This is a genomic window from Halomonas sp. GD1P12, from assembly GCF_025725645.1.
Lineage (GTDB): Bacteria > Pseudomonadota > Gammaproteobacteria > Pseudomonadales > Halomonadaceae > Vreelandella.
The window spans coordinates 498,126-517,097 of sequence record NZ_CP107007.1 but is presented as its reverse complement, the minus strand read 5'-3'; the positions used below and the strand labels follow the sequence as shown (position 1 = coordinate 517,097).

Genomic DNA, 18,972 nt, shown 5'->3' with positions numbered 1-18,972 from the left:
GCTCTTATTGACCTGCAAAAGAGCGGCGCTCTATAAAAATGGCCGCCTGCCAGGCGGCCTGGTACAACGATTAACCCGACTGCGGCGACCAGTTCGCATCCGGGCCATGGGCCAGGAAACCCGGGCGCTGCTTGGGTGCTGCGAAAGGCTCACCGCAGCGGTTATCCAGACGGTTGAATACGAAGAATACGTTGCTGCGCGGGTCCGGCGAGAGGTTCGCGTTGGAGGCGTGCAGCGTGTTGCAATCGAACAATAGCAGCCCGCCGGCCTTGCCCTTCGGCGCTTCGATGCCGTGCTTGGCCACCAACTCACTAAGTGCTTCGGCGCTTGGCACGCCCACTTCCTGGGCTTTCAGCGAGCTCTTGTGGTTATCCTTCGGCGTTTCGCCCAGACACGGAACGAACTCCTTGTGCGAACCGGGGATGAGCATCAGCGGCCCATTGAACTCATGGTTATCGGTCAAAATCAGCGAAGCGCTGACGGCGTCCATCCGCGGCATGCCGTCTTCGGCGTGCCAGGTCTCAAAATCCGAATGCCAGTTGAACCCTTTACCGGCAAAGCCCGGCTTGTAGTTGATGCGCGACTGGTGAATGTAGGGGTCGTCACCGATGATCTGACGCGCCGCACCGGCCACACGGTCGTCCGAGGCGAGCGCGCCCAGGCGTTCGGAGAGCTTGTGGACAGCGAACAGCGAGCGAATTTCGTTGCTTTCGGGCTCGGTGATGCTGAACTCGCGGTTGCGAAACTCATCCCGATTCATCAGCTCGGTAATATCATCGCAAAGCTCCTCGAGCTCGTCGCCGCTGATCAGGTTGGGAATGAACAAAAAGCCCTTACGCTCGAACTCTTCAAGCTGCGCTTTCGATAGCGGCCCATCGAGCTTGCCCCCTTTCACCACCGCATCCTGTCGGGGCTGGGTCAGCGAGGCCGGCGCCTCGGCCAGACGTGTCGGGTAAAGGTCCTGCGCACTCGTCGTTTGCGTAGAGAGCGTATCGCCGAGTTCACTGAACTGTTTATGGGCGGTCACAACATTAAGCGGTGTGTTGGTGACTGTCATCTAATCCACTCCTTGTATGATTAAACTTCAGATCGATCAATAGCGCTTTATAAGCACCATAAATGTGTAGTGGTAAGGTAGCCGATATAAAAGGGCTTGCAACCCATAAGCAGCCTCCCTATAACGCACGTTATGATCACAACGCCAACCTGCTCATTTGCCCGACTTTGATGCAAGAAAACCGCCTTACTAGCAACTTTTACGGCTATTTAGCTGCCATTCGCGCTTATTCAACCTCTCAACTTCAGTAAGCCCAGTTTAAAAATCGGCCCATCTTGAAGCGCTAAGACATTTATAAATCAACAAACTCATCAAACGGTATAAAAAACAAACAACATGGATTAAAAAGCTTCCTTTAATTATTAACTTTTGATAGATAAAAATTAAGCTTGCCGTTTTATTACGCTTCGCCGAAAAGACGTTTTTTATCCTTACGTCGGGCAGACTTGCCGTCGGGTTCGTCACTATTGATGCGGCGGTAGCCACCGGATTTGAATCATGTAAGCAGCCTTATGACTGTTGATCTCAACCATCTCGACCCCTGGATTCATGGCCCAGGAGGAATCAAACGTTTGATTCAGTAACTTTCTATTTAAATTGAATTATTTTGCTCAATTTCGTCGCTCGGGCGCCGATAGAATATCAATCCTTGGATTAGTCGTGGTTAACCCCGGGGAGTGACCAGATTCCGCTAACGTGCAAGAGAACGACCAATGCTCAAGGCATTACACCGTATCCCCATGGGACGCAAATTCATACTCGTGCTGTTTCTCCCGCTGCTCACGATGGTGTGGCTGGCGGCCTCCGGCATTCTGGAGCGTAGCGAGATGGCCGCAAGGATGAATGCGCTGCAAAGAATGACCACCCTGAGCCAGCACGCCGGCGAACTGGTGCACGAGCTTCAACGCGAACGCGGCATGTCGGCCGCCTTTTTAGGCAGCAGTGGGCAGAACTTTCGCGTAGAGCTTCCCGAGCAGCGCCGCCAAACCGATCAGGAGCTCGATCAACTCGAGACCTATCTGGCGGATTTCACGTTTACCGACGCCGATGCCGCGCTTAGAGCACAGGTGACGCAAGCCGAGCAGCAGCTAAGCGAACTCGCTACCGTACGCCAGCAGATCGATCGGCTGGGCGTGAGCGGCGAGCAGTCGACCGCTTACTACTCGGGGATCAACGCGCTAATGATCGATATCGTTAGCCGCCTGACGTTCAGTGTGGAGCAGGGTGAAATCGTTCGTCAGCTTAACGCCAACTACCACCTGCTCAACGTGAAAGAGCTCGCCGGTATCGAGCGCGCGGTACTGACGACCGCTTTTAGTACCGATGTGCTCTCCCCCGCCGCTTATAGCACCTTTCTCTCGCTGGCGGGCCGCTCGAGCGCCTATCTTCGCAGTTTCGACATGCTCGCAACGCCAGACCTTGCGCAGCGGCTGGCCGAGGTCCGTCAAAGCCCGCTGGCGGACAACTTGGCTGCTATGCGCCAGATCGCCATGGAGCGCGGCGTCGCCGGTGGCTTCGGCGTCAACCACCAGAGCTGGTTCGACCAGCAAACCCAATTCATCGACCAGCTCAACGGGGTGGCCCAGCAGGCTTCGAACCACCTGCTCGCTACGGCGCAGCGGCTGCACAGCGAAGCGATCCGAGGATTGATCATCTATCTGGTCGCTTCTATAGCCGCCACGCTGTTGGCACTGCTGCTGGCGTTTTTGATCGTGCGCAGCATTACACGCCCGCTTCAGGCCGCGCTCGACAGCATTCGCAATCGTGGCGGCGATCTCACCCAGCGCTTGGCGGTGCCGGGAAGCGACGAGCTCTCGACGCTCTACCTGGCCTTCAACGATTCGACGGCCAACACCGAGGAGCTGGTCGCCAGCATCAAGCAGAGCGCGCTTTCCGTGGAGCTTGCCAGCAAGGAGATCGCCAAGGGCAACGCGGACCTTGCCCAGCGCACCGAGGAGCAGTCATCCTCGCTGGTACAAACCGCCTCGAGCATGGAACAGATCACCGCCAACGTCAGGCAGAGTGCCGACACCGCTCAGCAGGCGCGCCTCTCTACCCAGGACATGGCCGACCAGGCCAATGAGGCAAGCCTTGTCTCCCAGCAGGCGCGTACGGCCATGGAGCAGATCCACCAAGCCAACCAGAAAGTCACCGCCATTGTGGAGGCGATCGACAATATCGCCTTTCAGACCAATATCCTCGCGCTCAACGCCTCCGTGGAAGCCGCGCGTGCCGGCGAACAGGGCCGCGGCTTTGCCGTCGTCGCCTCGGAAGTGCGCAATCTGGCCAGCCGCAGTGCCGAGGAGGCCCGCCAGATTCGCCAGCTGATCGATAATAACGTCGAAAGCATCACCCAGGGCTCGGGCCTGGTGAACGCCACCAGCGAAGCGCTGACCTCCATTGCCGAGCGCGCCCAGCACACCGCCGCGCTGGTCACCGAGATATCCGCCGCCTCGAACGAGCAGTCCTCGGGGATCGAGCAGATCAACCAGGCGCTGGCCCAGCTCGATGAGGTCACCCAGCAAAACGCGGCGCTGGTCGAGGAAGTGGCGACCGCCAGCGGATCGCTGGATGATCAGGCGGTGGATATGGCGGGGATGGTGGGGCGGTTCAAGGTGACTGAAAAGGAATATACGCCGGTATTGGCCCACAGTAGCTCGTGGTAAGCGCCTATGGTCCATGAAGTGAGAAATTGGAGGGCAATGCTGTCGTTAATGAACGATATCAAACGCAGTAATAACAATATAATAGAGAGCGAAAGCTCCAAGCGGGGTCGCATGGAGCGTCATTACTACCAAGGTAACAAACGGTACAACAACGATTTTTTGGAGAGCGGTTTCGTAATCCAGAGTTAGAAGCAACCGGAGCAGCTACTCCATGATGGGCATCAGGACCAATATGACGAGTCTTGCGTTACAACAGAATCGAGTTACGGCTCGAAATTCTGCTCAAACAGCAATACAACGTCTATCATCCGGTTTGCGTATCAACAGCTCCAAGAATGATGCTGCGGGACGTGCGATCGCCAACAAAATGGAAAGTAGTATTAGAGCCAACGCGCAATCGCAGCGAGGCATGAATGATGGCATCAGCCTGATACAAACGGCCGAAGGCGGCCTGAACAGTATTAATAACCTGCTACACCGCGCCAATCGTTTAGCGGTACAGGCCGCGTCGGAAACGCTATCCAGTAATGACCGTTCGGCGATCAATGGCGAGTACATGCAGCTGCGAGACGAAATTGACCGCATCGCCAATGCTACAGAAGCGTTTGGCAAAATGCCCTTGGCACCGGCTGAGCCGGGGCCCGCCCCTGCTCGATTGGGAAATACTGAGCATATTACGGTCAAACTGGATGACAAGTTAAAGAACTTCACATCAGGAATCGTACCGACTGCCTACATTCCAGCGGGTGCCACCCAAGTGCGTATCGATATGAACTCCCTTAGAGTTGATGACGATATGCAGCTTTTTACACTTGATGGCAAGCATCTGGTAGGAACCCCCGTCATTGGTTCGGATAATAGCCCGACCGACTATGTGTGGTCGTCACGCAATATCAATGATGCCGACTCAGCGGATAAACTGATGACCGAAGAAAACGGTCTTTTACCCGGTGCGGCCTACGATGCCTCAGTATTTAAGGATGCGACAGGTCAGTATAGTATCGACAACCCGCCCGTCGATTTCGAATATAACGGCATGAGAATTACCTATAGCGGTGATCGAGATCGAGCGTTCGCATTAGAGGAGGGCACTGATTTCAATAGCGGCAGCATTGACAACGTTACACCCTCTGAGACGTTTGAAGTCATTACTATCGATAAGACAACTGAGCCCTTGATGCTATTGGTAGTAGGACGCGGCATATTTTATGCCAAAGCGACTTGGGATGAGATGCCTGTCGAATGGGTTGATCCAGAGCCCAGCTCAGCGCCAACTAGCCAGTCAATTACTATTGTTACCAGCGCTGATTATGGAAATGATCTTGAAACCATGACGATCGAAGCGACTCCTTCTGACCATCGATCGCTAGGCCTGGAAGAAGTATCGCTGGATACGGCTGGGAACGCCCAAGATGCAATCTCTTATTTTCAATCCGCGCTACAAACAATTGGCGATTATCGGGGATATTACGGCGCGACACAAAATAGACTGGAAAGCGCAGTTACCGGAAGCGAAAACCAAACCGCTGATCTATATACCGCGCAATCTCGTATCATGGATGCAGACTACGCGCTGGAGAGCAGCCGTTTGGTTAAAAGCCAAATTTTACAACGAGCTGGTGATGCTCTTTTGGCTCAGGCAAACCAGTCATCGCAAAACGTTTTAAAATTATTAAACCTTACCCGCTAACAGTTTACTCTTTGAAAAAATCCAAACATCATGCCTCATTGCCCCTCAAATAGCGGAGCTTAGTAGCCTTCCGTTCAAATTTATTGGAAACTTCATCTGAATCCACGTATCAAGACTCGCAAGCAACTGAAAATTTCACAGTGTATGATTGCGCGTCACTAAACGCTTCATTAGAAGCTTTTATAATCCAAAAACTGGTAGACAAATCTCTAAACACAAGCCACCCCTCCCTACTCAACAAGCATTACTTCCAGAACACACTAGTAATTCAAGAACGATCAAGACACTCGAAAAACACTGATAAATGCTTTTTTTATCACACTCTATAAATAATTTAAAAAAAACTCGCACTTTTTAAAGTCAAAAATATCGTCGATATCCAGCGACCTTCTCTTATCCATCATGAATACTTTTGCACTACTGGTTACCAGCTGACGCTGCTCTTTAAGAGTGTATGGAGTCACTATATAAATAGCACCATTCAATCGATATTCCTTTTCGGCCTCCTGAGAACGTGAAACTGAAAGATCAATTCCCACAAGCCCCAAATTTTCATCAACCTTGCCACACCAAGCGGTGGGGTGGTCTACCTCACAAACCGATACAATATTGTCAGCCCGCATCTCAACAAACAGCCGAACAGCCCCTTCGATATCGCTTACTGTCCTCAAAGGAGATGTTGGCTGAAGTAAAACAACACGCTCGGGCCAAACTCCTCGCGCTTCCATCTCGATTAAAGCATGAATAACAACATCGACGCTTTTAGCCGTATCGGTAGCGAGTTCTATTGGTCGCTGGATAATTTCAACTCGGGGGCTCTGATAAGCCTTGGCAATCGAGATAACTTCTTCATCATCAGACGTCACTACCACCAGATCTACCAATTGTGTTTTTAAAGCCTCATCAATCGACCAGTTTATTAACGGTTTTCCTGCCAAAGCGAGCACGTTTTTTCGTGGAAGCCGCTTACTATCTTTACGTGCAGGAATGATGGCCAGCGTACCTATGCGCTTTATCTCTTCTCTCATTGTAGGCTACCGGCTATATCCTTTTGAGCACGCGCAAATTCCTCCATACGGCCAATATCTAACCAGTATTCATGGATAGGGAACATATTGACCTTGCGTTGAGCCGCTATTTCATTTTCAAGTACCGTTGGCATGTCAATATGGTGGTCTGGCGCCGCTCGATGAACGAGTTCAGGATCAAGCAAATAGATTCCTGCATTCACGAAATAACGTTGCAGCGGCTTTTCTACCATGGACGTAATATGGTGCCCTTTACCCTGGATGACACCATAGGGAATCTGATGCTCATACTCACGCACACACATCGTCGCACTTGCGGGATGCGAGTTATGAAACTGCAAGAGACTTTCAAAATTAAGTGTGGTGAGCAGATCACCATTCATCAAGAAAAGTGGCTGGTCTATTTCTGTCTTGGGCAAGAGCCCCAAGGCGCCTCCCGTTCCAAGAGGCCTCTCTTCATGTATATATTGAATTGATACTCCCCAAGAACGGCCATCGCCGAAATGTGCGCGAATCATTTCGGGCATGTAATGGGTCGAAATATAAAAGCGGTGAAAGCCAGCCTTGATAAAGCTTTCGACAATTATTTGAAGAATAGGCTTATCTCCTACCTTTAGCATCGGTTTGGGACAATCGTTGGTCAAGGGCCGCAAGCGTGTGCCAAATCCGCCCGCCATGAGAAAAACAGGATTGCTATAAGTTGAAGGGTTTAATAAGTCATGCAGACTTTCCAGCCCAATGAGGCGCTGGTGATCGTCAACAATCGGCAGCTGCAGAAGTTGCCCCTGCTCCATTACATGAAGGAGCCGTTCACGGCTCCAGTTCAGCGTTGCCACTTTAGGGCGAGGATTCATGGCATCATCCACCGCCGACTCGAGCGGCCTATGGCTGATCAAGGCACGGCGCAGATCGCCATCGGTGAGTGTTCCCAGCAGCTTTCGCTGCTCATCGACCACCAGCACAATGCGCAGGGCGGCGCTATCCAATACCTTGATCGCGTCGCTCAAGCTTGTGCCACTGTTGACTAACGCTTTTTCCCACTTTTTCATTAACGACTGTGCCTCCATCCATTATTTGTTATAAGGGGGTTGGCGAACGCGGTGCCTGACCGATGAGTTGATGATACTCGGGCAGGTCGTGCAGCACCGTTGTCCCCGCGCCGATGATGGCGCCGGTACCGATAGTGACTCCCTGAATGATCGTGACATTAGGGCCTACATGAACGTTATCCGCGATCCTGATACCTCCCGAGAGCACAGCGCCAGGGGCGATATGTACATGCCTACCCAGTTGGCAGTCATGATCGATATGCGCAGCCGTATTGACCAGGGTGCCCTCTCCAATTTGCACGTCGGCTTGGACTACACACCCGGCCATGACTTGGGCGCCGCGGCCCAGAATTGCGCTTTCAGAAAGCACGGCACTGGGATGAACCAGGGTCGCGAAGCGGTAACCTAGAGCAATGATTCGCTCGTGCAGTTTGTGGCGCGTGGACTGGCCGGGCAAACTTCCAACCCCGTTGGCGAGTTCTACCGTGTCAGCTACATGGCTTAACAAGTCGTCATCACCACCCAGTACAGGAATTCCTCGCCATAGGCCACCCGGTTTGTGCTCCAGTATTGGGTCGCATACGCCGATAACGGTGCGCCCAGTGAGTCGTAAAAGATCAAGGACTACCTTGGCGTGTCCACCGGCTCCCAAAAGAATAACAGGAGGAGCATTCACAACATTTCACCCGCTCGATAATCGCGGATCGCTTGTTTGCCCAGATAATCCCAGTAGAGGTAGGCAGGCTCGCCCCGGCCAGCTCTGGCAGTGGTCATGTTGTCCGGGGTGAATGTCTCCCCATGTTTGATCGGTCGCCGAGCTATTAACTGCTGGCGTGCGGCATCACGCGTTTGCCATTCGCTTGGCTGAGGTGCCTTATACCCATCGCCCAGCGCGAGACTTACCTGGCGAATGGCATCGACCATACGGGCGAGTTCATTGGGTTCCAAGGACGCCTTATGATCCGGCCCCGGTAACTGGCGGTCTAGAGTAAAATGCTTTTCAATAATGGTGGCTTCTCGAGCGGTGGCGGCAACCGGGATTAGTAAATCTTGGGTATGATCGGAGTAACCCACCGGCAGGCCAAAAACACTGAAAAGAGTATCCATAGCTCTTAAATTAACTTCCGCCATGGGGGTCGGATATTGCGAGGTGCAGTGCAGAAGGCTGACCCTATCCGATAGCACTTCGCGTGCTACTTGCTCACTCCAGTTTCGCCAGACCTCCGTCATGTCTTGTGGCGGCTGATCAATGCGGATGGCATGACTGATGATCGCCAACGCCTGCTCAACCTCCGACAGCGATGCCATACCTGTAGAAACGACAAGTGGCTTTCCGGTATTAGCAAAAGCCCACAACAGCGGCGCATTGGTGATTTCCCCTGAGGGAACCTTGTAGAAAGGCAGTTTCAGCGTTTCCAGAAACGCAAGGCTCTGCAGGTCAAATGCGGTCGACAGAAACTCGATTCCGCGCTGATGCGCATGGCGTTGGAGCGGCTTGTGCCACTCAAAGGGCAGCTCCAACGCCTGCAACATGGCAAGCTGGCTCTCGCCGACATCGGTGGTCTGCTGCTGGTAAGCGGCTTTAGGTGCCGAACCAGCGGCCAGCCGCTTTGCGTTAAAGGTCTGAAACTTTACGGCGTCGGCACCAGAGGCGGCGGCGGCATCTACGAGGTCGAAAGCACGCTGACGGTCGCCATTATGGTTGACGCCAGCTTCGGCAATGATGAATACCTTATCGGATATCAAAACGGTTACCCCAAATAGTCATGGAAACGTTTGATCGTGGTCAAAGGCATGGATAACAGCATGTCCATAATGCGACCGGCTGCATCACCTTGCCCATAGGGGTTTTGAAAACGTCGAGTGTCAGAGCGAACCTCCGGGCTCAGCGCGTGCTGAATAGCCCCTCGAATCGAAGCTGATGTCGAATCGCAATTAATCACGGACGCAGCGGCTAGACGACCAGCTTGCCGCTGACCAATATTAACGGTCGGCGCCAGAAAGCTCGGTGCCTCGATGATACCGCTTGATGAATTACCTATAACGACAGCGCACTCGGCCAGCGCGGAGTGGTAGCGCTGGGATCCCAGCGATGGAACGGCCATAACGCGATGGGGCTGGCGCGCGCTATACGCCTCAATAGCACCTATCATCTCCCGCCCACCCTCATCGGCATTCGGATAGGTCAGGATGACTTGGTAGTCAGGCCACTCATCAAGTGCTGTAAGAACAGTTTGAAGACTCTCCAGTGCCGGCACGTCTGCAAGAGTTTCAGGATGATAGGTCACCAGAAAAAAAGGGCGTTCAAGTGAAAAGTGAAGCGTTTTAGCAAGCGCTTCTCGGCTCAAACGAGGTGAGCGTTTGACATGATCCAAGCCAAGCGCACCGGTATTCACGACACGTTGAGGATCCTCCCCCATCTGGATAACTCGCTGCCGATAAGGCTCAGCTGCCACAGCATGCATCATCGCCATTTTAGTGATCGCGTGGCGAATGGCATCATCGTAGGCGCCTTCGGTCACCTCACCGCCATGAACATGCAAGATGGGAATCTTGAGCATCAGGGCCGTTTGGGCTGCGGCTAACGCTTCGAATCGATCGCCCAGAATCACGATCACATGAGGTTTCAGGCGATCCAGTGCATCGGCTAGACTGATGACGCCAAGACCGATGGATTTCGCAACACCAACGCCGGTATTCGAAGAAAGCAGCATTTCGACCTTAGCATCGATGCTAAAGCCATCACATTCGATCAGGTTAGATGTTTTACCGAATTCGGGAGAGAGGTGCATGGCAGCCACGATCACCTGCAACGATAGTCGAGGATGAGCGTCGATCTCTTTCATCAACCAGTACAGTAGACCGTACTCGGCACGAGTTCCGGTAAAAACAGCGACGTTACGCATCGCTCCTCCTGCCTAACAGAATCAGGCTGCTAGCCAAATTAACTACTCGCTTCTCTAAACACTCTAAATGGGATATGTCGCCGACGGGCGAATGAGCATACATGGGCAGCCAACTCCTCAATTTCCCGATAAGCAATGTCACCATGATCTTGTGTTTGATCAGCTTGAGCCATTCCGCACGTTGCGCCACCTCTCCACGAATCACCGCATTGAGCCAATAGTTGCTACGCCACCCGTCCTGCTCGGTTATAACGAGAGGATCACCGGCCTCAAAGTGATCAGCAAAGCCCGCTGCCAAGCGCCATTTCTCTCCAGCAAATGTCTCGATTTGCTTGATCTGGCCATTCACACACGCAGAGTTTGGGGTCAGCATGACGTAGTTATAGCCCAGCTCATCGTTCGTATATTCATAAGGATACGGCGCTTTGTTTGTCGCTATTGAGTTGGGGATGCCCCTATAAACGGCAATACTATGCTCTAGCTTGTCAACATAGTTCCTGACGCTGGAAACAAAAGTAGATCCAATCGTTTCAGCCACATAGGTTTTTCTACCACCTTGAGATACAAGTTCAGGTAGGGGATTGAACGCCTCCGTACGGTAATAGCCACGAACGAATTCGATCAGCTTAGGCAGCATGGTATAACTCAAATGTTATATAGATTGGCTTTGTATTTTGCCAACTGGTTGGGTTGAGAAAACCAGTCGATCGTTTTCTTGAGTCCTTCACGAATGTCGTGCTGAGGGCAAAAACCGGTCATCTCGCGAAGGCGGGCGTTATCTCCCCAAAGACGGAACACTTCCGATTTACCGGGACGCAACCTCTGTTCGTCAATAATGAACTCGACATCGTGATCCATTAATTCACGAATGATTCCGAGCGTGTCGCCGACCGATATTTCGTAGTTAGAAGCGATGTTTACTGTTTCGCCGATCGCAATATCGCTGTTGGCCAAAGCCAGGAAACCGCAACAGGTATCTTCCACATAATTAAAGTCACGAGTGGGCGAAACATCGCCTAGCTTGATCTGCTTCATCCCGGATGCTATCTGGCTGATGATGGTCGGTATGACGGCGCGAGCCGACTGACGGGGACCATAGGTGTTGAAGGGTCTAGCTACCGTAACAGGTAGATCGAACGCATTATAGAAACTCATTGCCATGGCATCAGCGGCTATCTTGGACGCACTGTAAGGCGATTGCGGCTGCAACGGATGATGCTCGTCAATAGGGACATACTGTGCAGTGCCATATACCTCACTCGTAGAGGTATGAATTAAACGAGTTACACCATTATCAAGGGCTGCTTGGCAAATATTGAGCGTACCTTTGACATTGGTATCTACGTAGCTATCCGGCGCGATGTAGGAGTAAGGAATGGCAATGAGCGCTGCCAAGTGAAAGACCGTGTCAACCTCCCGGGTAATATACTTACAGAAGTGGGGATCGCGGACATCACCACTGACGACCTCTACGCTGTTCAAACAGCCGATATCTTCAAGCCACCCCCAGCTATTGAAGGAGTTGTATTGGGCAAGCGCCTTTACGCGATAGCCCTCCTCGACCAAAAGCTCGACCAAATGAGAACCGATAAATCCATCGGCTCCCGTTACCAGCACCTCTCTACTCGCTTTCATTAAGAGCTCCCTTCGCTAGCGGGAAGCGACAATACTTTCGAAACCGCATGCGTCACACGCTCTTTTGAACCGAGACTATAGGGGCTAGCCTTGGATAGATCTCTGACGAGGTTATCCTTAGTGACTTCGGAACATCTAAAAAGAAGACCAGTTACGAACTCACGCTCCACCTCATCGATAAGCTCCGAGCAGTGAACAGAAGGCACACCAAAGTTGAGTGCATCTAGTGCACAGGTGGAGGACCAAGTGATATGAACACCGGCCTGCTTTAACGAATCATTGATCGCTAGCTTGTTAGGATCCTCCAATTTCGCTTTGACTCCCTCTTTTTGGAGTAAAGTCATCACTTCTTTTGCTTCACCAATATGCAGTGGATGAGGTCTGACAACGATCTCGCGTTTTTTCAGTTGATAAACGCGTTTGATCTCTTCCAAGGGCACCGGTATGCCCTTTGATTGTGGCTGATGGGTATAAAGTATTTTATTTCCCTCCTTGGCATCGCGAGAAAGGTAGACAGGCCCGCCCCCCTCGACCACCGTAGCGCCTGATTCAATGGCGCTTCCCTTGGTCAACATGTGTGTTGCCATATCACTCCATGTCCAGAAGATATCTGGCAGAAATGGGCTGTCAATTTCACTGTGTTTGAATCTGGAATAGCAAACGTGTTTAAGCCCATTAATACCGTGCTGAACGTCAATTACGGTAATCCCCAGCATCTTGCAGGCAAAGATAATGGGGAAGTAGTTAAGTCCGTAGTAGACCCTGAAAAGGAGAGCATCGACTCCTGACCGCTTGAGCAGGTCGTAGTACTTTGGAATCATTGAGTTAACGAGATAAAAACGATCTTCGAGTTTCTCGCGGATATCGCAGCCAAACGAAGTACGCAGGTGGTGATCGAAAAAGTCTATCTCCTCTCGCTGCTTGTTACTTAGCACTTTCTTGAATCGCGCAGGAATAAGTTCGAGCTTTTCGACCGTGACATCTTGCGCCTCAAAACCGGCCAAAATATTGCTCAAAAAATCCTGATCGTGGAAGTAACCAATCTTTCTGATTTCGCGTTTGGCCGGGTATTGAGAACGATCAACGCCCGACAGCCCCAGGCTTTTTGCATTCTCGACATCGCCAATTTTATCTGCTTTGTCCAAACAGAACTGAAAGCCCTCCCTGAGCAGTGGAGAGTAGGTTAACGCGCTACCCGCCGGAAGGCTCGAGACTATTTCGTCAAAAACATCGAATTTTTCGTAAGCAAACATTCAAGCCGCCTCTGCTATATCAATCAATTAACGCTAAAAGGTTGTCATCGCGCCCCAGAAAGGCGGCTTGAGACGCGTCCATCCGCGTCGAAGAGCGATTTTCATCACTGCCGTCAGTTTGTTTCACAGAAGGCAAAAGCCTGTAGGCTTCGAGAAATTCCAACGCCTTGTCGTGACTGATGTCGGCCATCAACTCGAAAGCCATATCATGTGCGCCAAAACAGGCACTCAGGATGAAAGCGAGCTTTCTTTTCTGCTCATCGCCAAGCTTCGCCATACGCTCGTAGCTGGGTAGAAAAAGTACGTCCGCACTCTCCTGCTCGCTGGCGCAGGGCGAACGCTCATTCAGTTTTTCCGGCAGATGGCTATAGTGGCTGATATTGTGAAAACGGTAGAAACGGAATCCGTTGCGGCTCGCCCAATGCTGTAGCTCGGCAAGGCTAGGCTGTTTCTCATGAGTCAATTGAAACGGCACGCGTGCCTGAAGCAACAACGTCTTTTCCAGATATTGCTTGCCGTTTTCCAGGACGGCCATGGCATCGCTGAGTTCGTCCAGAATGAGCCAATCGAGGCTCTCCAGCCCCGTAATACTGTCCACCGCTACCGTATTGATCGGCAGGTCCGCAATTTCTTGGCCCCCCAAATGGTGGCGTTCAGCTAATTTATCTGCCGGAAGCGGTGTCAGAGTGCTGGTCATTTCTGGGGCCACGCAGGCATGCAGGGTGGCCGGCTGTCCATCACCCAATAAAGCGTGCTGGAAAAGCTGAATCGTATCGCTGCCTTCGTATTGCTTGGGCGCCTTGATTTCGCTGGCGGGGTCAAAAGCCACGATGCCGAAGGCGCCTGTCGCCGCCATCGGATCTGCCAAGCCACGTTTAATCAGGCTGGCGCGATTATCCAACACGATGATCTTGCCTTTGAGCTGCCAAATAAAATCCTCAGTGAGATGAAGCCTGGTCGTTTGGGTATCGCTTCCCAAAACGTCTTTTGTTTTACCGCTGATCAGCTGCTCTAGAGTGCGATCCACTTTCATTTCTGGCTTGGTGGCCCTGCCTGGAAGGCGTTGGCGATGACGCTTCTTCTGGCTGGCCGAAAACTCCTTGTTTCCAGCGCGTTCTCGCACCAGAGGAGCCAAGGTACTAAGCAGTCTGTCGGTAGCACGATCAATGTGGTGCTTCTCTTCGCCAACGCTGAATGCCTGTGCCACGTATTTTTGATAGAGCGCTTCGTCATCGAAAAAAGCGACCGCTGCATTGAATAGCGGCTGTAACTCTTGCTCGCTGAGCAGGTGCTGGTAGGGCTCTTCATAACACTGTTCGGGGAAATCGAACGCTATGCCAGCTTCGTCCACCATTTCGGGCATACCACCCCGGTTGGAGATCAGCGCCGGTATACCATTGAGCATGGCCTCGGCGAGCACCCGCCCGGAGCTCTCCCACCAGAGGCTGGGCGCAGCCAAAACGCGTGCGCGGCTGTAGGGCCCTCGCATGTCATTAGTATTGGCCGTTACGGTTACATTGTTCAGACTGTTGCGCTGTTGGCCCATCCGCCTAGTCGTCTCACGCAGGACGGCCGACCAATCGGCGCGCGCCTCCACAACCTCAAGTTCGATATCCGGGCGCTCTCGCTCGAGCTTTTCGGCTAGTTGCACGAACACGCTGGCGCCCTTCTGCCAGCTCGGATTTACGAAAAGCAGCCGCCTGCGCTCGTGTTCATCGGCAACGAAGCGGTCCGAGGCAATAAACTTGCCTACCGGCGTGGAGGTAAACCCTACTTCCTTACGATACATGTCCGCCGTTGCTTGGCTGTCGGTCACGATCAAATCGATATCCCGGCACCAGCGCGGCGATTTGTAGTTGCCATTGGCCAGGTAAAAAGCGACCGGTATACCACGATCCCGGGCTTCATCGGCAATCAACATATCGACAGTCTGACCGCCGTAAAACCACACCACATCCGGCTTGAAAGAATCCAACAGATACACATACTGGCTATACCAGAGCCCTTCTTCATGGGTGGTGAAATGATTTCGGTTATAGCTGTAGCTCACGAGCATCTGATGAGTCAGAGGACCATCTTCCGCGTCGATCAACTGGTGCAGATGGGAATCGAGATCAGCGAACTGCTCCTTGAGAAGCGCCATTCCCTTGGGATTGTCGAACACCGTAGCCCCTAGCACCTTGACGTCATACCCATTGGCCACTAACTGCAACAGCATTTGGCGTACGGTCATGCTGGCACCGCTGGACGTATCGAGCAGGCAGAACGGGTTGGCCCATAGCAAACGGGGTTTACGCTTGGGTGTGGCGGGGGTCGTCTTGGCCATTAGGCAGCTCGCAAAAAAGTGGCAGTCTGCCTAGTCTACTTCGCGACGACGCGTACCAAAGAGGTAAATGCACCTGTTTTTAAGCAGGTATTCCCTGGACTGCTTCAGGAACCAGGATTGCGAAGGAGATAATTGTCGTTACCGAATATCCGGCGTCACGTTCAAGGTCAACCCGATGAAAAATGTGTAAAGGAGGTGGTACCAAGCCGCCTAAAAGAAAACGGGGCCTGAAGGCCCCGTTCTTTCATGCGTCTTACTACTGAAAGGATTAACCCAGCAGTGACAGTACAGACTGCGGCGTCTGGTTCGCCTGGGCCAGCATGGAGGTACCCGCCTGCTGCAGGATGTTGGCGCGAGTCATGTTGGACACTTCTTTCGCGTAATCGGCGTCTTCGATGCGTGAACGCGCTTCGGACAGGTTGGTCGAGGTGGTCGCCAGGTTGTCGATTACCGAATCAAAACGGTTCAGCGTGGCACCCAAGGTTGCGCGGTTGGTGTCCAGAGTCTTGGTCGCGGCATCGACGGAGTCGATTAGATTCTGGAAGCTGCTGTGGGCTGCGGTGCCACCACTAACGGCAAATGTGGTGCCGGTGATTTCACTGCCGCTTGCTAAGCCCAGACCCGCCACAGTCGCATCGACGGTCTTGACACTAATCACGTCTTCGGAATCGGTGTTGGAGCCAACCTGAATGCTCAGGCTGCCGCTGGCATTGAGCAAGCTAGTGCCGTTGAAGTTGTTGCTGCCTGCTACGCGGTCGATCTCGGCCAGACGCTCGTTGATCTCAGTGGTGATCGCAGTACGGTCATCGGCGGTGTTGGTATCGTTGGCGCCCTGAACCGCCAATTCGCGAATACGCTGCAGGTTGTCGTTGATCTGGTCCAGACCGCCTTCCATGGTTTGAACGAGCGAGATACCGTCGCTGGCGTTACGGCTCGCCTGATCCATACCCTTGATCTGGGCGGTCATCTTGTTAGCGATGGCCTGGCCCGCTGCGTCGTCAGAAGCGCTGTTGATACGCAGGCCGGAAGAGAGACGCTCCTGCGCCTGAGCCAGCATGCCCTGGGACTTGCTCAGGTTGTTCTGGCCAATCATGGAAGTAATGTTGGTATTGATGACGGACATGGGGTAATCCTCTGTGTTTAGTGGCCCAGAAGAGGCCTTTAAATCGGCGCTTGCATCGCCGTTATTATAATTAACGGCTGTTGGAGGTACTTCTTTAGGCCTTTCGCGCGATTCACATGAGAAAAAATGCGGGAGGCGCCCAACGAAAAACGGGGCCTTGCGGCCCCGTCGTTCACTTCACTCGTTGTGCTACTGCTCGAGCAATTAACCCAGCAGAGACAGTACGGACTGCGGCGTCTGGTTAGCCTGCGCCAGCATGGAGGTGCCCGCCTGCTGGAGGATATTAGCGCGGGTCATGTTGGAGACCTCATCCGCGTAGTCGGCATCTTCGATGCGCGACCGAGCTTCGGAAAGGTTGGTTTCGGTCGTTGCCAGGTTGTCGATCACCGAATCGAAACGGTTGAGCGTGGCACCCAGCTCCGCACGATTAGTGTCCAATTCTTTTACGGCGCTATCCACTGAATTAATCAAAGATTGGAAATCACTATGGTCACCACCACCTGATACCGCGGTGGCCGCTGCCTCCAGGTTGGCAACCCCACCACTCACCGCGCCCAGGTTGTCGCTAGTGGCGTCAAAGCGGCTTACTGAAATGGTGTCATCGTCAGTGGTGTTCGCGCCGATCTGAATTTCCAGGTCGTCAGTACTAACGCCGTCCAGCAAGTTAGTACCGTTGAAGTTGTTGCTACCCGCAACACGATCAATTTCTTCAATACGCTCAGTGATCTCGGTGGCAATCGCCGCGCGATCTTCTTCCGTGTTGGTATCGTTAGCGCCCTGCACCGCCAGCTCACGAATACGTTGCAGGTTGTCGTTGATCTGATCGAGACCACCTTCCATGGTTTGCACCAAGGAAATGCCGTCGCTGGCGTTACGGCTGGCTTGGCTCATACCGTTGATTTGGGCAGTCATCTTGTTGGCGATGGCTTGACCTGCGGCATCGTCGGAGGCGCTGTTAATACGCAGTCCGGAAGAGAGACGCTCCTGCGCCTGAGCCAGCATGCTTTGTGAAGAGCTCAGATTATTCTGGCCAATCATGGAGGTGATATTCGTATTGATTACAGACATGAGTATTGCTCCTTGAAGTATAACTGGCCAGCGGGCCAACTTGGCGACGCTTGTGCCGTCGCTACCAAGGGGTAACGGCTGCTATATCCAACACTTGAAGAAACAAGGCTTTTTTTGTGTAGCAAAAAGTAACGCCATACAACAAATGGTGCAGAGGATTCGCATTATTTTCTGGCTATATGGGGCTTGTAGCGTGTAACAAAGTTTCCCATATCTTTATCGTACTCATAACGAAAATGGGGCCTTTCGGCCCCGTCGACACTCATTAATGCGTTATTAGCCAAGCAGAGATAGAACAGACTGCGGGGTCTGATTGGCCTGAGCCAGCATGGACGTACCCGCCTGCTGCAGAATGTTCGCTCGGGTCATGTTGGACACCTCCTTGGCATAATCGGCATCCTCGATACGTGAGCGCGCTTCGGACAGATTGGTCGAGGTGGTCGCCAGGTTATCGATCACGGAATCAAAGCGGTTCAACGTGGCGCCCAAAGTCGCGCGGTTGGTATCCAGGGTTTTCGTTGCGCCATCGACAGCGTCGATCAAACTCTGGAAAGTCGTGTGCGATGCTCCTGCACCGGAAAGCGCGGCAGCTGCGCCACTCACTCCCAAGGCAGCGCTAGTCGCATCGATTGTGCTCACTTCAATAACATCATTGGTCGATGTATTGGAGCCAACCTGAATGTTCAGAGTACCGCCACCGCTAACATTAAGCAGGTTAGTGCCGTTGAAGTTATTGCTGCCCGCTACGCGGTCGATCTCGGCGATACGCTCGTTGATCTCGGTCGTGATCGCCGCGCGATCGTCGGCGGTATTGGTGTCGTTAGCACCCTGTACCGCCAGTTCACGAATACGCTGCAGGTTGTCGTTGATTTGATCCAGACCGCCTTCCATGGTCTGAACGAGCGAGATGCCGTCGCTGGCGTTACGACTGGCCTGCTCCATGCCCTTGATCTGAGCAGTCATCTTGTTTGCGATCGCCTGACCGGCGGCATCGTCGGATGCGCTGTTGATGCGCAGACCGGAAGAGAGACGCTCTTGTGCCTGAGCCAGCATGCTCTGCGAAGCGCGCAGGTTATTCTGGCCGATCATGGAGGTGATGTTGGTATTGATAACGGACATGGATGAGATCCTCGGTATTTTATGGCCTGAGAAGGGCCTACAGGTCGGCGAC

Annotated in this window: 15 protein-coding genes; 2 read left to right on the top strand and 13 right to left on the bottom strand. The window is 52.9% G+C overall.

The window, feature by feature from the left end; genetic code table 11:
* Positions 1-70 precede the first annotated feature (70 nt).
* Positions 71-1,057: an ectoine hydroxylase gene (gene thpD / locus OCT39_RS02460; protein ID WP_263586121.1), complete on the bottom strand. Its 987-nt coding sequence runs from the start codon at positions 1,055-1,057 to the stop codon at positions 71-73.
* Positions 1,058-1,770: 713 nt separating this feature from the next.
* On the opposite strand from thpD, the gene OCT39_RS02455 reads away from it, so the two are divergent.
* Complete coding sequence (locus tag OCT39_RS02455) at positions 1,771-3,723, top strand: methyl-accepting chemotaxis protein (RefSeq protein WP_263586120.1); 1,953 nt, start codon at positions 1,771-1,773, stop codon at positions 3,721-3,723.
* Between the two features lie 211 nt (positions 3,724-3,934).
* Positions 3,935-5,413, top strand: coding sequence for a flagellin (locus OCT39_RS02450; protein ID WP_263586119.1), 1,479 nt, complete (start codon positions 3,935-3,937; stop codon positions 5,411-5,413).
* A gap of 323 nt (positions 5,414-5,736) precedes the next feature.
* On the opposite strand, the gene OCT39_RS02445 is transcribed toward OCT39_RS02450, so the two are convergent.
* From OCT39_RS02445 to OCT39_RS02390, 12 genes are all read right to left on the bottom strand, one after another.
* Positions 5,737-6,441: a cytidylyltransferase domain-containing protein gene (locus tag OCT39_RS02445; RefSeq protein ID WP_263586118.1), complete on the bottom strand. Its 705-nt coding sequence runs from the start codon at positions 6,439-6,441 to the stop codon at positions 5,737-5,739.
* Positions 6,438-7,490 carry a nucleotidyltransferase family protein gene (locus tag OCT39_RS02440; RefSeq protein WP_263586117.1) on the bottom strand — a complete coding sequence of 351 codons (1,053 nt, stop codon included), beginning with the start codon at positions 7,488-7,490 and terminating at the stop codon, positions 6,438-6,440. The genes OCT39_RS02445 and OCT39_RS02440 overlap by 4 nt, the downstream gene beginning before the upstream one ends.
* A gap of 28 nt (positions 7,491-7,518) precedes the next feature.
* Positions 7,519-8,166, bottom strand: a complete 648-nt coding sequence (locus OCT39_RS02435; protein ID WP_263586116.1) for an acetyltransferase — start codon at positions 8,164-8,166, stop codon at positions 7,519-7,521.
* Positions 8,163-9,236, bottom strand: coding sequence for an N-acetylneuraminate synthase (gene neuB / locus OCT39_RS02430; protein ID WP_263586115.1), 1,074 nt, complete (start codon positions 9,234-9,236; stop codon positions 8,163-8,165). The genes OCT39_RS02435 and neuB overlap by 4 nt, the downstream gene beginning before the upstream one ends.
* A gap of 5 nt (positions 9,237-9,241) precedes the next feature.
* Entirely contained in the window at positions 9,242-10,396 is a 1,155-nt protein-coding gene (gene neuC, locus OCT39_RS02425; protein WP_263586114.1) for a UDP-N-acetylglucosamine 2-epimerase, read from the bottom strand.
* Positions 10,389-11,033, bottom strand: a complete 645-nt coding sequence (locus OCT39_RS02420; RefSeq protein WP_263586113.1) for a hypothetical protein — start codon at positions 11,031-11,033, stop codon at positions 10,389-10,391. The genes neuC and OCT39_RS02420 overlap by 8 nt, the downstream gene beginning before the upstream one ends.
* Positions 11,034-11,041: 8 nt before the next feature.
* Positions 11,042-12,031 carry an NAD-dependent 4,6-dehydratase LegB gene (locus OCT39_RS02415; protein WP_263586112.1) on the bottom strand — a complete coding sequence of 330 codons (990 nt, stop codon included), beginning with the start codon at positions 12,029-12,031 and terminating at the stop codon, positions 11,042-11,044.
* Positions 12,031-13,284 (bottom strand): hypothetical protein, encoded by a 1,254-nt coding sequence (locus OCT39_RS02410; protein ID WP_263586111.1) that lies wholly within the window; start codon positions 13,282-13,284, stop codon positions 12,031-12,033. The genes OCT39_RS02415 and OCT39_RS02410 overlap by 1 nt, the downstream gene beginning before the upstream one ends.
* A gap of 19 nt (positions 13,285-13,303) precedes the next feature.
* Positions 13,304-15,610, bottom strand: a complete 2,307-nt coding sequence (locus OCT39_RS02405) for a glycosyltransferase (RefSeq protein WP_263586110.1) — start codon at positions 15,608-15,610, stop codon at positions 13,304-13,306.
* Between the two features lie 268 nt (positions 15,611-15,878).
* Positions 15,879-16,733 carry a flagellin gene (locus OCT39_RS02400; RefSeq protein ID WP_263586109.1) on the bottom strand — a complete coding sequence of 285 codons (855 nt, stop codon included), beginning with the start codon at positions 16,731-16,733 and terminating at the stop codon, positions 15,879-15,881.
* Positions 16,734-16,937: 204 nt separating this feature from the next.
* Complete coding sequence (locus tag OCT39_RS02395; protein WP_263586108.1) at positions 16,938-17,801, bottom strand: flagellin; 864 nt, start codon at positions 17,799-17,801, stop codon at positions 16,938-16,940.
* 276 nt (positions 17,802-18,077) lie between these two features.
* The gene (locus OCT39_RS02390; RefSeq protein WP_263586107.1) at positions 18,078-18,920 is read right to left on the bottom strand and encodes a flagellin; all 843 of its coding nucleotides are present in this window, start codon (positions 18,918-18,920) and stop codon (positions 18,078-18,080) included.
* Positions 18,921-18,972 lie beyond the last annotated feature (52 nt).